General features: G+C 72.3%; 11 protein-coding genes. 6 read left to right on the top strand and 5 right to left on the bottom strand.

All coding sequences use genetic code 11. From position 1 onward, the window contains the following. The first annotated feature begins 31 nt into the window (after positions 1 to 31). Positions 32 to 574: a hypothetical protein gene (locus K8556_RS05680; RefSeq protein WP_223738986.1), complete on the top strand. Its 543-nt coding sequence runs from the start codon at positions 32 to 34 to the stop codon at positions 572 to 574. A gap of 7 nt (positions 575 to 581) precedes the next feature. Here K8556_RS05680 and K8556_RS05675 read toward each other — a convergent pair whose 3' ends face one another. Next, positions 582 to 1,610 carry a serine hydrolase gene (locus tag K8556_RS05675; protein ID WP_223738985.1) on the bottom strand — a complete coding sequence of 343 codons (1,029 nt, stop codon included), beginning with the start codon at positions 1,608 to 1,610 and terminating at the stop codon, positions 582 to 584. Between the two features lie 213 nt (positions 1,611 to 1,823). Here K8556_RS05675 and K8556_RS05670 point away from each other — a divergent pair, with 213 nt between their 5' ends. Then, on the top strand, positions 1,824 to 2,696 hold the full coding sequence (locus tag K8556_RS05670) for an ATP-grasp domain-containing protein (protein WP_223738984.1): 873 nt from the start codon (positions 1,824 to 1,826) through the stop codon (positions 2,694 to 2,696). 14 nt (positions 2,697 to 2,710) lie between these two features. Beyond that, positions 2,711 to 4,033 (top strand): hypothetical protein, encoded by a 1,323-nt coding sequence (locus tag K8556_RS05665; protein WP_223738983.1) that lies wholly within the window; start codon positions 2,711 to 2,713, stop codon positions 4,031 to 4,033. A 7-nt stretch (positions 4,034 to 4,040) separates the two neighbouring features. On the opposite strand, the gene K8556_RS05660 is transcribed toward K8556_RS05665, so the two are convergent. Both K8556_RS05660 and K8556_RS05655 read right to left on the bottom strand, forming a co-directional pair. Continuing rightward, on the bottom strand, positions 4,041 to 5,264 hold the full coding sequence (locus K8556_RS05660; RefSeq protein WP_223738982.1) for a hypothetical protein: 1,224 nt from the start codon (positions 5,262 to 5,264) through the stop codon (positions 4,041 to 4,043). 45 nt (positions 5,265 to 5,309) lie between these two features. After that, positions 5,310 to 6,155, bottom strand: coding sequence for a helix-turn-helix transcriptional regulator (locus K8556_RS05655; protein ID WP_223738981.1), 846 nt, complete (start codon positions 6,153 to 6,155; stop codon positions 5,310 to 5,312). A 174-nt stretch (positions 6,156 to 6,329) separates the two neighbouring features. On the opposite strand from K8556_RS05655, the gene K8556_RS05650 reads away from it, so the two are divergent. Continuing rightward, the gene (locus K8556_RS05650; RefSeq protein WP_223738980.1) at positions 6,330 to 7,502 is read left to right on the top strand and encodes a zinc-dependent alcohol dehydrogenase; all 1,173 of its coding nucleotides are present in this window, start codon (positions 6,330 to 6,332) and stop codon (positions 7,500 to 7,502) included. A gap of 7 nt (positions 7,503 to 7,509) precedes the next feature. Here the strand turns inward: K8556_RS05650 and K8556_RS05645 are convergent, their stop codons facing one another. Then, positions 7,510 to 8,376, bottom strand: a complete 867-nt coding sequence (locus tag K8556_RS05645; protein WP_223738979.1) for a hypothetical protein — start codon at positions 8,374 to 8,376, stop codon at positions 7,510 to 7,512. Positions 8,377 to 8,406: 30 nt separating this feature from the next. Continuing rightward, entirely contained in the window at positions 8,407 to 9,351 is a 945-nt protein-coding gene (locus tag K8556_RS05640; RefSeq protein WP_223738978.1) for a GNAT family N-acetyltransferase, read from the bottom strand. A 259-nt stretch (positions 9,352 to 9,610) separates the two neighbouring features. On the opposite strand from K8556_RS05640, the gene K8556_RS05635 reads away from it, so the two are divergent. Together K8556_RS05635 and K8556_RS05630 are read left to right on the top strand one after the other, a co-directional pair. Then, entirely contained in the window at positions 9,611 to 10,732 is a 1,122-nt protein-coding gene (locus tag K8556_RS05635; RefSeq protein ID WP_223738977.1) for a polysaccharide export protein, read from the top strand. Then, complete coding sequence (locus tag K8556_RS05630; protein WP_223738976.1) at positions 10,729 to 12,933, top strand: polysaccharide biosynthesis tyrosine autokinase; 2,205 nt, start codon at positions 10,729 to 10,731, stop codon at positions 12,931 to 12,933. Before K8556_RS05635 ends, K8556_RS05630 begins: the two co-directional genes overlap by 4 nt. The last annotated feature ends 2 nt before the right edge of the window (positions 12,934 to 12,935 follow it).

Raw genomic sequence — 12,935 nt, 5'->3', positions numbered from 1 at the left:
CGGCGCCACCGACGCCGCTCCCGCGAGCACCGTGGAAGGGACTCCCGCCACGGAGGCAACGGCCGCCGAGGAAGCCCCCTCGCGCAAAGGCACTGGCCGCGCCGCGAAGCAGAAGACGTCCGAAGCCGAAGCCGCTCCCACCAAAGCACCTGAGGAGCCCGCCGCCGCCCCCAGCGAGGAGCCCGCATCGAAGTCGAAGCGCGGCGCCAAGGGCGCGGCCCGCCCCTCCGAGGAGCCCACCCCGGCCCCCTCCGCCCCGGCGAAGCCCGCGCGCACCGCCGACCCGCAGTACCTCATCCTGACCGGCGGCTCGCCCTTCCTGCGCGCCATCGGCTCCGTGCGCCGCCCGGACGGTGAGACCCTTCCGGGCTTCGCCAACCTGGCCGTGACCAAGATGTCCGCCGCCCCGCTGCCCACCGAACCGGGCGCGTACGAGTTCCGCTTCCAGGCCAGCAACGGCACCGGCGACTTCAAGCTCGCGCAGCGCAGCGAGACCGGCGCCCCGCGCAACGTGCGCGACTTCGAGATGGCCTCCTCGGGCGGCTTCCAGCTCTACCGCTTCACCATCTCCTGAAGCCCCGTCACGGCGGCAGGAACCGCGACAGCAGCGCGAGCCCCGGCGCCTCCAGGGGCACGCGCCCCCGCAGCGCGGCGAACAGCGACCAGCCGTGGTCCGCGAGGAGGACCACGGCCGCGTCCGCCGCGACGCTGAGCCCCATGAAGCCCACGTAGCCCCCCATCACCGACGAACGCCACACCACGTCCTTCCCTCGCACCTGGGACACGTTCCATCCCAGGCCGCGCTGGAAGGCCCCCGCCTTCACCCGGGGCGCCTGCATCCGGTACAGGGCCTTCGTGAAGGACGTCTCTCCGCGCCCCAGGTTCGTCTCCAGGAAGCGCATCACGTCCCCCACCGTGGAGTGCATCGCGCCGCCGCCCGGGAGCGCCGGGAAGGTCCACGGCGGCACGGGCTTTCCTCGCGCGGCGTGGCCCTGCAACAGGCGCGGAGCCAACTCCTCCGTGACGCGCGCCGTGGTGTCCATGAGCCCCATGGGCTTGCAGAGCACGTCCCGCATCAGGTGCCCGTAGTTCAGCGCCATGCGCCGGGAGAGCGCGTGGCCGAGCACCCCCATGCCCAGGAAGGACTCGGAGGACGGGTGCGGCGGCGGCCGGCGAGGGTGGTAGTTGCGCAGGAACTCGCCGAACAGGCTCGCGGAGTAGTGGCCGAACGGGTCGTCCGGGTTCGAGGGCGCCGCGTCCAGGTTCGGCGGCAGGTGCGGCAGCCCGGAGGTGTGCGTCGCCAACTGCTCCAGCGTGATGCTCCGCGCGACCTCGTCGTTGAGCAGCGACGCGGGGATGAGGTTCCCCAGGGGCTCGTCGAGCCGCACGTCCCCCCGCTCCGCCATCACCGACAAGAGCGCCGCAGTGAAGACCTCCGTGAGCGCCCCCAGGGAGAAGAGGGCGTCCGTGGCCGGAGGCGTCCCCTTGCGCCGGAGCCCCTCCACGTGCAGCGCGCCCCGCCACGTCATCGCCGCGCACACGGAGGCCGTCGGGTAGCCGCGCAGGTAGGGCCGCAGCTCCGCGTGGAGGAGGTCGGATGGGTTCGACATGGAGTGGCGCTTTACGGGCCCGCCACCCGGTGAGCAAGCCCTCCGGAAGCGGCTCTGTCAGGCCCCACCGTGCGAGGCCGTCCGCCAAACGGAAGGCCCCTTTCGTCCCGACACGCCGCCCGCGTCCGCGCCCGCCAGCGCCCGCCGTGGCCGTGTCAGGCCCCGCGTGTGCTCGCGTCCACGGGGGCCCTTCCCCTGACGAAAGGCCACCGGATGCCCGCTTCCCCCGCCGTGAAGGCAATCCTCTTCGGTCGCAACCCGCACCAGCCGGATCCGTTCGACGTGGAGGCCGACGCGGCCGAAGCGCTGGGCGTGGACACGTACCAGGCGGACCTCTCCGCCCTGCTGTCGGGCGACGCGGCCAGGGCCCTCACGGGCGTGCCGGAGCGCGGCCACCTCCGGATGCTGTACCGGGGCTGGATGCTCACGGAGGAGGAGTACGCGGAGCTCGACGAGGCCGTGCGCGCGCTGGGACACCGGCTGGTGACGACGCCGGAGCAGTACGCCGCCGCGCACTACCTGCCCCACTGGTACCCACGGCTGGCCGGCTACACCGCGCGCTCGGTCTGGACGGAGGGGCCGGACGTGGCGGAGGCGTGGAGGGCGGCGCGGAAGCTGGGGCCTCCGCCGTACATCCTCAAGGACCACGTGAAGTCCGCGAAGGAGCGCTGGGCGGAGGCGTGCTTCGTGCCGTCGGACGCCACCCGCGAGGACTTCGAGCGCACCTGCCAGAACCTGCTCGACGAGCGCGGCGACCGCTTCGAGCGGGGCTTCGTGGTGCGCCGCTACCTGCCGCTCAAGGTGTACGGACGGACGCCCGCGGGCCCTGCGCACCTGGAGTTCCGGCTGTTCTTCGGCGCAGGCCGGCTGCTGGCCGCGGAGCCGTACCACGAGTTCGACGTGGAGGTGCCCGACTTCACCGCCTTCGAGCCGCTGGGCCGCCGCATCCCCTCCCCGTTCTTCACCATGGACGTGGCGATGCTGGAGGACGGCGGCTGGGCGGTGGTGGAGGTGAATGACGGCGGCGTCTCCGGACTGCCGCCCGGGTTGGATCCGCGCGACCTCTTCGCCGCGCTGCTCGGATGATACCGTGCGCGGACATGAAGGACTCCGTCCGCGCGCACCGGGGGCTGCGCCACCGCATCGCCGCCCTCCTCCTCGTAGGACTCACCGCGTGCGGCGGCTGTCAGAAGACAGACGCCGAGCGCGCCGCGAAGGAACGCGCGGAGATCGACCAACGCCTCCGGGACTCCGTCGCGCTCGTGCCCTACCGCGCCCTCAAGCTCTCCGTGCGCGCGGGCGACGACCCCAGGGCTCCGGAGGAGGTGGCCCTGCTCTGGAAGGCCGTGGCCGGAACGCGCGCGTTGCCGGACAAGCCCCTCACCGACGAGGCGACGCGCGCGGCGGCCCGCACGTACCTGGACCTGGGCATCGCCCTCTACAAGGCGCGCAAGACGCTCCAGACGCGCGACGAGGACGAGTTCCCCCTGCTGTGGACCCGGTGGGCCGAGGGCGCGCCCCTGCCCCTGGCGACCTACGACGCGGGCCAGGAGCACGCCTTCCTCGCCGCGGTCCTGCTGGCGCTGGACACCGCGGAGAAGTCCGACCGCATCCCCGCCACGGAGCTCGTCTTCTACGAGCTGTCGCGCGCCACGCCCTCCCCCACCTGGCCCGCGGCCCTGCGCGCCGCGGTGCAGGCGAGCCGGGGCGTCGCCTTCTGCCAGGCGGGCTACCACTACGCCGCCGAGGAGGAGCTGACCGGCTTCATCACCGAGACGGAGCGCCTGCCACCGGAGGGCTTCCCCGCCATCCAGCAGGGCACGCCCGCGCAGTCGCGGGAGGCGGTGCTCGCGGCCGGGCACTTCCTGCGCGCCTGGAACCGCATGGGCCTCAAGCGCGAGCGCGCCGCCGAGGACGACATCGAGCAGGGGCTGCGCTCGCTCCAGACGCTGGGCGTGGAGAACGAGCTGACGTGGTGGGGCTGGGCCTTCATCCACACGCGGCGCGGACGCTACGAAGAGGCGGCGGCGGCGCTCGACAAGCTCGCGGCCAGCCCCTACCTGGAGGAGGCGGAGCGGCGCGAGGTGCACGACAGCGCGCAGGCCCTGCGCAAGCACGGGGACAGCCTGCCGCTGTTCCAGCAGACCCGCGCGACGCTGCTCCTGGGCCGGACGCTGCTCGCTCGCGCGGGAGGCCTGGAGCACGTGCTCACCGTGCTGCTGGGGCCGGAGCAGGCCAAAAAGCTCTATACCCCGCTCGTCTGGATGGACCGGGTGCGCCAGCGCACGGCCCAGCTCTCCCCGGAGCAGGTGGCCCAGGGCGCGGGCGAGACGCTCGACCGCGCGCGTGAAGTGGGCAACCGCGGCTGGAAGGCCCTCCAGGAGCGCCTGGACCAGAGCACCGCCCAGGACACCCCGCCGTGAACCGCCGTCACGGCGCCACCGCTTCGCCCAGCGCCTTCACGGGGTAGTGCCCCGGGGAGGCGCGGAAGCGGCGCTCCAGCCCGCCCGGCTCGAGCACGCCCCGCTCGAACAGGCCCAGCAGGAAGGCCTCGTACGTCCCCGCGCGGGAAGGGCCCGCGCGCTTCAGCTCCTCGTAGAGCACGAAGGCCAGCACGTGCATGCCGTCGTCGTGGGCGCGGAAGAACTCCGCCCCCGTGAGCGGCCGGCCCTCCCGGTCGCGCAGCAGGCCCTCGCGCTCGCTGACGTAGACGTCGATGGCCTCCGCGCAGTCCTCCTCCGTCAGGCCGCGCGGCGTGGTGTAGCCGAACGCGGGGTCATGCTCGCGCACCAGCCGCTGGAAGTAGGGGTCCGCCTCCAGCGCGGACAGCTTCGCGTCCAGCTCGCCCTCGCGCGTGAACGGCGGATGCAGCAGCTCATGCACCGCCGTCTTCACGGTCACGTCCGCCGGATAGGTCGCGTCCGTGAGGAAGTTCCACCCCGTCACCCGGATGCCGTGCGGCTTCGCGAACTTCAGCACGTGCGCGCTCAGCGCCGCCACCGGGAGCTCCCTGCCCAGCACGGCTTCGTCCCAGCCCACCACGTCGTGCGGCGCCACCTTCACGGCCAGCCCGGAGAGGGCCTGCTCCACCTGCGGCAGGTACTCCGCCCGCCAGACGCGGGGGAACTCCACGCGCTCGAGGAACGCCAGCAGGACGCCCAGGTCCCCTCGCACGTCCTCCATCTCCGCGAAGCCGTCCTCCCGTCCGTAGGACGTGGCCAGGAAGTCCGCGCGCATGCGGCTCCACGCGGCGTCGTCCGCCACCGTCGCCGCCAGGTCCTCCACCGTGGTGGGCCCCGTGACGGAGAAGACCAGCGTCAGGAACGGCCCCACCATCTTGCCGCCCTGCTTCGCCATCCGCTCGGTGAGGTGCGCGAGCGCGGCCTGCTCCCGCGGCTCCAGGAGCGCGGAGAAGCGCTGGAACTCCGCCGGGTAGAAGCGCGTGTAGAACGCGTCGCCTCGCAGCAGGTTCAACAGGCACAGCGCGTCGTACGCCTCCGACGGGCGCAGCACCCACCGCGTGCGTCCGGCGTCCACGCGGCGCAAGGCCGGCTCCGGCGCCGCCGGGACGGGCCGGGAACCCGCGCAGGCGGTCCACATCAGCGCGCCCAGGAGCGCCACGGCGCGGCGGAAGGAATGCGATGGCAGGGTCATGGCCGGGAGATAGGACCGCCCGCCCACCGCCGTCTTGGACGAAACCTACCGCGTGGAACCGGATGCACGCCCCGCCAGCCGCCGGTACTCCGCCGGGGTGAGGTGCAGGCGGCGGCGGAACTCGCGCGTCAGGTGGCTCTGGTCGCAATAGCCCGCGTCGAGCGCGATGTCGCCCAGGGGCCGCTGCGTCTCGCGCAGCGCCCGGCCCGCGCGCTCCAGCCGGACCCGGCGCAGGTACTCCGCCGGGCTGCACCGCCAGGCCTGACGGAAGGCCCGCCCCAACCGCTGCGGGCTCACCCCCGCCTCCCGCGCCAGCGCCGCGAGCGTGGGCGGCGGTCCGCGCGCCGCGTCCAGCAGCTCCCGGACGCGCCCCAGCCACGCCGGAGGGCCCCCCGCCTCCCGCACCGGCGCTGACGCGCGCACCGCCTCCGCCAGCAGCTCCAGCGTCAGCCCTTCGATGGCCAGCGCCGCCACGTCATCCGCGCTCCGGAACTCCTGGTACACGCGCGCCGCCAGCGCCACCAGCCGCGCCGACGACAGGTCCACCCGCGGATCCAACCGCCCGGCGAGCGCGCTCCGCGACCGCCAGCACGCCTCCGAGAAGTCGATGTTGAAGGTGCGCGTGCGCACGTCCCGGATGCGCTGCGCGTGCTCCAGCCCGGGCGCCTGGAAGGCGACCGAGCGGGCCGTGCACTCCCGCGCGCGGCCCTCCACCACGTCCGTGAAGCCTCCCTCCAACGTGAGCCGGAAGCCCGCGTGCCGGTGCCCGTGGGATGGCAACCGGACACCCGGTGCGTACGTACTCTCCGTGAGCACGAGCCCCGCCACCTCCACGCGCTGGAGGGGCGTGCCCAGGTAGCGGCCGAAGTCGAGGACGGGGGCGGAGGTCACGCCTCACTTTCGCATCCGCCAGGGATCCCATTGCATCCCCGGGCGTCGATTCCGCCCTTCCTCTTCCGAGCGCCAGTCGGCCAGGCGGCCGCGGCCCGCCCACGTTGGCCGTGCACGCCCCGAGTCCCCAGCTTTGCCCAAAGCCTCTTCCCATCCTTCCCAGGAGCCGCACCGATGAAAGCCATCTGCTGGCATGGCCACGGCGACGTCCGTTACGAGTCCGCCCCCGACCCGAAGATTGAGGACCCTCGCGACGCCATCATCCGCGTCACCCGCACCGCCATCTGCGGCTCCGACCTGCACCTGCTGGACGGCTACATGCCGACCATGAAGAGCGGGGACGTGCTGGGCCACGAGTTCATGGGCGAGGTGATGGAGACGGGCTCCGGCGTCACCAAGCTCAAGAAGGGCGACCGGGTCATCGTCCCCTTCAACATCGCGTGCGGCGAGTGCTTCTTCTGCCAGAAGACCCTCTTCTCCCTCTGTGACCGCTCCAACCGCAACGCGGAGATGGCCGCGAAGGTGATGGGCTATTCGCCCTCCGGCCTCTTCGGCTACTCGCACATGCTGGGCGGCTTCTCCGGCGGCCAGGCCGAGTACGTGCGCGTGCCGTACGCGGACGTGGGCCCCCTCAAGATTCCGGACGGCCTCACCGAGGACCAGGTCCTCTTCCTCACCGACATCTTCCCCACCGGCTACATGGCGGCGGAGAACTGCGAGATGGAGAAGGGCGACACCGTGGCCGTGTGGGGCTGCGGCCCCGTGGGCCAGTTCGCCATCCAGAGCGCGTGGATGTTCGGCGCGGGCCGGGTCATCGCCATCGACCACGTGCCGGAGCGCCTGGCGCTCGCGAAGTCCTGGGGCAAGGCGGAGACCATCGACTTCACGAAGCAGGACGTCTTCGACACCCTCCACGAGATGACCCGCGGCCGCGGGCCGGACCGCTGCATCGACGCCGTGGGCGCCGAGGCCCACGGCACCGGCAGCCTGGACGCCGTCATCGACAAGGCGAAGGCCGCGGTGAAGCTGGCCACGGACCGGCTGCACGCGCTGCGCCAGGCCATCCACTGCTGCCGCAAGGGCGGCACCCTCTCCGTGCCCGGCGTCTACGTGGGCTTCCTGGACAAGGTCCCCTTCGGCTCCTTCGTCAACAAGGGCCTGACCATGAAGACGGGCCAGACGCACACGCACCGCTACACCCGGCCCCTGCTGGAGAAGATCCAAGCTGGCGCCATCGACCCGACGCGGCTCATCACCCACCGCGCCCGCCTGTCCGACGCCCCCGCCCTCTACAAGAAGTTCCGCGACAAGGAGGACGGCTGCATCAAGGTCGTGATGACGCCGTAGCCCGCGCTCAGGCCTGCCCCGTCAGCCGGTAGTACGCGTTCGGGCGGCGCCAGCGGATGAAGGCGCGCGCCAGCGGGTTCATGCCCCAGTGGATGGGCACCGGATCCACGACGAAGCCCAGCTCGTCCTTGAACTGTTCGAGCTGGGCCGCCTCGCGCGCATGCAGCCCGCCCACCAGGGTCCGGGCCCCCAGCCGGCGGCACACCTGCGCGAACTCGTAGATGAGGCCCGTGGAGATGTTCGTCGGCAGCGCCCACGTCGCGTAGTAGGCGCTGAAGCCATACGCGACGCCGTCCACGATGTAGCCGTCCAGGTAGCCGCCCAGCTTGTCGTCCACCATCCCCGCCAGCACGCACCAGTGGTCGGAGGCGAAGTACTGCCGCAGGCCCTTGAGGTACTCGTCCAGCGTGGGGATCTTCTTGTGCTGCGTGCGCGTCAGCGCGTCCCGCACCACGGGATAGCCCTGCTCCAGCAGCAGCGACGGCCCCGTGAGCTGGACGATGCGCACCGTGCGCTGGCACTTGCGCAGCTTGCTGCGCCGGTTCGAGTTCAGCCGGCTCATGTCATAGGTGTCCAGGTCCTTCAGCCGCACCACGGGCACCTTGCCGGTGGCGGCGTTCGCCGTCTCCGGCGTCAGCGCCGCGCGGTAGCCCCAGGCCAGCGGCGTGGGCGGCGTGGCCTCATCCGGCGTCAGCCGCGCCAGCAGGTGCACCGGCTGGAAGAAGCCGGGCGCCCCCGACTGCTCCCAGTAATGCCCCCGGTGGGAGATGACGCGAACGCCCTCTTCGCGCCGGCGCTCGGCCAGCTCCCGCTCCGTGAGACATGTGAAGCGGGCCTCCGCGACATCGCGGAGCTGGGGAAGTGACAGGACCATGGGAACCCCTCCACCAACGACACGGGAACGTCAGGAACGGGGCGCGCGGTAGGCGGGGAAGAAGTCCTCGCCCGCGTGCCCCTGGGACAACTGCGCGTACGCTTCCGGGTCGCAGATGATGTCGTGCGTGTAGAACCGGGACATCGCGTTGGCGAAGCCGCGCTTGAACCGCTCGACGCCGTCGCCCGGACGGACGCCGCCGCCCAGGTGGACGCAGGCCTCCAGCTTCTCCGCCAGCTCCACCATCACCGGGAACTCGTTCTTCGCCGGTGAATGCATCAGGTACGCGTCCGCCGTGCCGCCAATGAAGTTGTGCAGGAGCCCGTCGCTCAGCACCACCAGCGCGGAGGAGGCCACCGCCCCGTCCGGCGCGCGCGTCGTCACCAGCCACGCGAAGGGGCAGGTGAAGACCTCCTCGAACCAGTCATCGGAGAAGAAGTACCGCTCCCCGGCCCGGTTGCGGACCATGGTCTGCCGGTAGATGGCCTTGAGCGCCTGGCGCTGCTCCTGCGTGGAGTCCTTCGCCGGAACGACGGAGCTGACGTAGCCGAGCCGGGCGTTGCGCCGGATGTCCGCGCCGTGGTCGCCGCGGAACTTCAGCGGCAGCTTCGGGTCGATGAGGCACACCTCCCCGCGCAGCCGGCCGCCCGCGAAGCAGTACGGCCCGCCAATGCGGTCGCGCAGGAAGACGCTGACCAGCTCCGTGCCCCGCCAATCGATGGCATCCACCGGCACCTCGGAGAGCCCGTTCAGCTCCGCCCCGGGAAACCCATACGGAGAGACCGCGTCCCGGGAGCCCGTGCCTTCAATGGGCCGCACGATGAGCGGCACCCGGAGGGCCCGCCCCGCCCCGTCCTCCACGATGAGGCTGTGCGTCACGCCTTCCGCGCGCAGGTGCTGCTCGGAGCGGAAGTAGTCAGCCGAAACGGCGCGCTGGCCTCCGTCAGGGACGAGGACGGCTCTCCACGGTGCCATTGGATTCACGGGTGCGCCCCCCGGGCGGAAACAGCGGGCCTGACAGTGCCCGGAACAGCCAGAGGGTATGTGGATGGGACCCAGGTCCGTCACCGCCCCCCGGGGTGCAGCGCGGATGTCCTGATTCCAGCGCTTCGCGCCCCCCTCAGCCCCCCAGGGCAGGGCATGTGTCACCTCACCAGCGGGGCATAACGGCTTCCAGACATTTGGCATTGTTCGGGCTTACGCTCGCACGCTTCATCCGGAAGATTGCCCGCCCATGAAACACGTCCTGTTATTGGCCGCGGTGTCTTGCCTGAGCGCATGCGCCTGGGGCCCGGGAATGCATATGGACGAGGACGCCTTCCGGGAGCGCTACGAGGGAAAGGCAGACGCTGGCGCGGACGGCGCCTACGACATCATCCCCATCGACGCGTCCCTCATCAGCCACCAACTGGAGGAGCGCAGGCAGGCGCGGCCCGCGCCCCTGGTGGATCCGCTGGCGCGGGTGGCCACGGACTATGACTACCGGGTGACGCCGCACGACGTGCTGAGCGTCATCGTCTGGGACCACCCGGAGCTCACCATCCCCGCTGGCGAGTTCCGCCCCGCGGAGACCGTGGGCAACCCCGTGGCGGCGGACGGCACCATGTTCTACCCCCACGTGGGCCTCATCCCCGTCGCGGGCAAGACGCTGCGGGAGATCCGCGAGCTGCTCACGCAGCGGCTGGCGAGCGTCATCGAGAAGCCCCAACTGGACGTGCGCGTGGTGGGCTTCCGCGGCCAGAAGGTCCAGGTGACGGGCGAGGTGGTGGCCCCCGGCACCCTGCCCGTCACCGACGTGCCCCTGCGCGTGCAGGACGCCATCGCCCAGGCGAAGGGCTTCGGCCCGGAGGCGGACCTGCGCACCGTCACCCTCAGCCGGGGCGGCACCACCTTCACGCTCGACCTGCAGGCCCTCTACGAACAGGGGGACGTGAGCCAGAACTGGCTGCTCCAGGACGGCGACATCCTCAACGTGGCGGACCGCAGCCGCAACAAGGTCTTCGTGCTGGGCGAGGTCCGCAGGCCCTCCTCGCGCGTGATGGTGAAGGGCCGGATGACGCTGGCGGAGGCCATTGGCGACAGCGAGGGCTTCGACCCGCTCACGTCCAACCCGGGCCGCATCTATGTCATCCGCGGCAGCTTCGAGCGGCCCTACATCTTCAAGCTGGACGCGAAGTCGCCGGACGCGCTGCTCCTGGCGACACACTTCCAATTGCAACCGCGCGACGTCATCTTCGTCTCCGCGCACGACCTGACACGTTGGAATCGCATCATCCAGCAAATCCAGCCAACAGTTCAGCTGCTCTGGCAGGCAGTGGATATCGGAGACAGAACCATCATCATCAACAACCCATGACGAGCCCTCCTGAACGCGTGACGCCGCCCCGCCCCGGCCCCGGCACGCAGGACGATGAGCTGGGATTGGGTCGATACCTGGCCATCCTGGGGGAGCGCCGCGGCACCATCGCGGCGTGCGTCGCCCTGGCCCTGGCCGTGGGCGGGCTGTACTTCCTCACCGCGGCGCCGGTGTACCGGGCCAACGCCATCCTGCGCATCGAGCAGAAGGGCAGCAGCCTGGGCCAGTTGGACGCGCTGATTCCAGACGCGCCCAGCCTGGCGGCCCCGGAGATGGAGGTCCTGGGCTCCAGGGCGCTGCTGGGGCGCGTGGCGGACGCGCTGAACCTGGGCGTGAGCGTGCGGCCCCGCTACTTCCCGCTGGTGGGCGCGGCCCGCGCCCGGGCGCACGCGGGGCCGGACCTGGCGCCGGTGCCGTGGTGGGGCGGGGCCTCCTTCGCCTGGGGCGGGGAGAAGCTCCAGGTGGAGCGGCTGAACGTGCCCACGGAGTGGGAGGACCTGCCGCTCACGCTCGTGGCGGACGCGGACGGCGCGTACACGCTGCGGGGCCCCGAGGGGGGCGTGGTGCTCCATGGCGCCGTGGGCGCCGACGCCCGGACGGAGGCTGGCGCGGCCCATGAGGTGGAGCTGCTCGTCACCGCGCTGCACGCCCGGCCGGGGACGCGCTTCCAGGTGACGCGCCGCTCGAAGCTCGCGGTGGTGGAGGAGCTGCAGCGCGCGCTGCGCATGGGGGAGAAGGGCGCCGGCACGGGCGTGCTCAACCTGACCCTGGACGCGCCGGACCCGGTGCTGGCCACCACCCTGCTCCAGAACATCGCGGACACGTACGTGCGCTCCAACGTGGAGCGCCGCAGCGACGAGGCGGGCCGCACGCTGTCGTTCCTGGACAGCCAGCTCCCCGGGCTGCGCCAGAGCCTGGAGCAGGCGGAGGCCGCGCTGCGCGACTACCGCGCCGGCAAGGGCGGCGTGGACCTGGGGCTGGAGGCGCAGGCCGTGCTCAACCGGAGCGTGGACCTGGACAAGGACCTCTCCACGCTCGCGCTGGAGCGCTCGGAGCTCCGGCAGCGCTTCACCGAGCACCACCCGCTGCTCGTGGCCATGGAGCGCAAGCTGGCCCGCCTGCGCACGGAGCGCAGCGCGCTGGACACCCGGCTCAAGGGGCTGCCGGACGCGGAGCGCGTGTCCGCCCAGCTCACGCGCGACGTGAAGGTGGCCAACGAGCTGTACCTCCAACTGAACAACAAGGCCCAGGAGTACCGGGTGCTCAAGTCGAGCACCATCACCAACGCGCGCATCATCGACGCGCCCGTGGTGACGCGCCTGCCCGTGCGCCCCGCGAAGCAGGACGTGTTCGCGGTCAGCCTGGTGCTGGGGCTGGTGTCCGGCGTCGCGCTGGCCTTCGCGCGGCGGTCGCTGCAACCGGGCGTCACCGACCCCGCGGCCCTGGAGTCCGCGCTCGCGGTGCCCGTCCTCGCCAGCGTCCCCACCGGCCCCCGCCGCGCGGCGTCCCCGCGCGGCCCCTCCATCGTCCTGGCGCGCAGCGTCCCCCGGGACGTCACCATCGAATGCGTGCGCGGCCTGAGGACCCGGCTCCAGCGGGCCATGAAGGAGGCGGGCAGCCACGTCGTCACCCTCACCGGCACGGGCCCCGGCGCCGGGACGTCCTTCATCACCCTCAACCTGGCGTGGCTGCTGGCGGAGACCGGCCAGCGCGTGCTGCTGGTGGACGCGAACCTGCGCGGCGGCTGGCTGCACCGGTGCTTCCGCGAGGCGCGCGTCCCCGGCCTCCATGAGGTGCTGCGGGGCACCGCGACGCTGGAGCAGGCCCTGCTCCAGGAGGCCGCCCCCGGCCTGTCGTTCCTGGGCGCGGGCGCGCTCCCGCCGGACCCGGCGGAGCTGCTGGCCGGCGCGGCGTTCGACACGTTCGTGGCGCGCGTGGCGGCGGAGTACGACGTCGTCCTCTTCGACACGCCCTGCATCCTCGCGGTGACGGACGCGGCGCTGGTGGGCCGGCACGCGGGCGTGCGGCTGGCCGTGGTGCGCGCGGCGACCCAGTCCCTGCGCGAGGTGGCCACCGCGCTGCACCAACTGGAGCAGAGCGGCGTCCCGGCCCGGGGCGTGGTCCTCAACGGCGTGCCGCGCTCCCGGACGGGCCGCGCGGTGAGCGGCGTCTACCAATACGAATACCCGTCCGCGGGCTGAAG

It is taken from the genome of Corallococcus sp. AS-1-12, from assembly GCF_020036995.1.
Lineage (GTDB): Bacteria > Myxococcota > Myxococcia > Myxococcales > Myxococcaceae > Corallococcus.
The sequence above is the reverse complement of the archived record's forward strand: the minus strand, read 5'-3'. Positions and strand labels throughout refer to the sequence as shown.

Bases quoted from the DNA above. Each gene is read 5' to 3' on its own strand.
- K8556_RS05670 (WP_223738984.1), top strand. From the start codon at position 1,824: ATGCCCGCTTCCCCCGCCGTGAAGGCAATCCTCTTCGGTCGCAACCCG.
- K8556_RS05640 (WP_223738978.1), bottom strand. From the start codon at position 9,351: ATGGCACCGTGGAGAGCCGTCCTCGTCCCTGACGGAGGCCAGCGCGCC.
- K8556_RS05675 (WP_223738985.1), bottom strand. From the start codon at position 1,610: ATGTCGAACCCATCCGACCTCCTCCACGCGGAGCTGCGGCCCTACCTG.
- K8556_RS05660 (WP_223738982.1), bottom strand. From the start codon at position 5,264: ATGACCCTGCCATCGCATTCCTTCCGCCGCGCCGTGGCGCTCCTGGGC.
- K8556_RS05650 (WP_223738980.1), top strand. From the start codon at position 6,330: ATGAAAGCCATCTGCTGGCATGGCCACGGCGACGTCCGTTACGAGTCC.
- K8556_RS05630 (WP_223738976.1), top strand. From the start codon at position 10,729: ATGACGAGCCCTCCTGAACGCGTGACGCCGCCCCGCCCCGGCCCCGGC.
- K8556_RS05665 (WP_223738983.1), top strand. From the start codon at position 2,711: ATGAAGGACTCCGTCCGCGCGCACCGGGGGCTGCGCCACCGCATCGCC.
- K8556_RS05645 (WP_223738979.1), bottom strand. From the start codon at position 8,376: ATGGTCCTGTCACTTCCCCAGCTCCGCGATGTCGCGGAGGCCCGCTTC.
- K8556_RS05635 (WP_223738977.1), top strand. From the start codon at position 9,611: ATGAAACACGTCCTGTTATTGGCCGCGGTGTCTTGCCTGAGCGCATGC.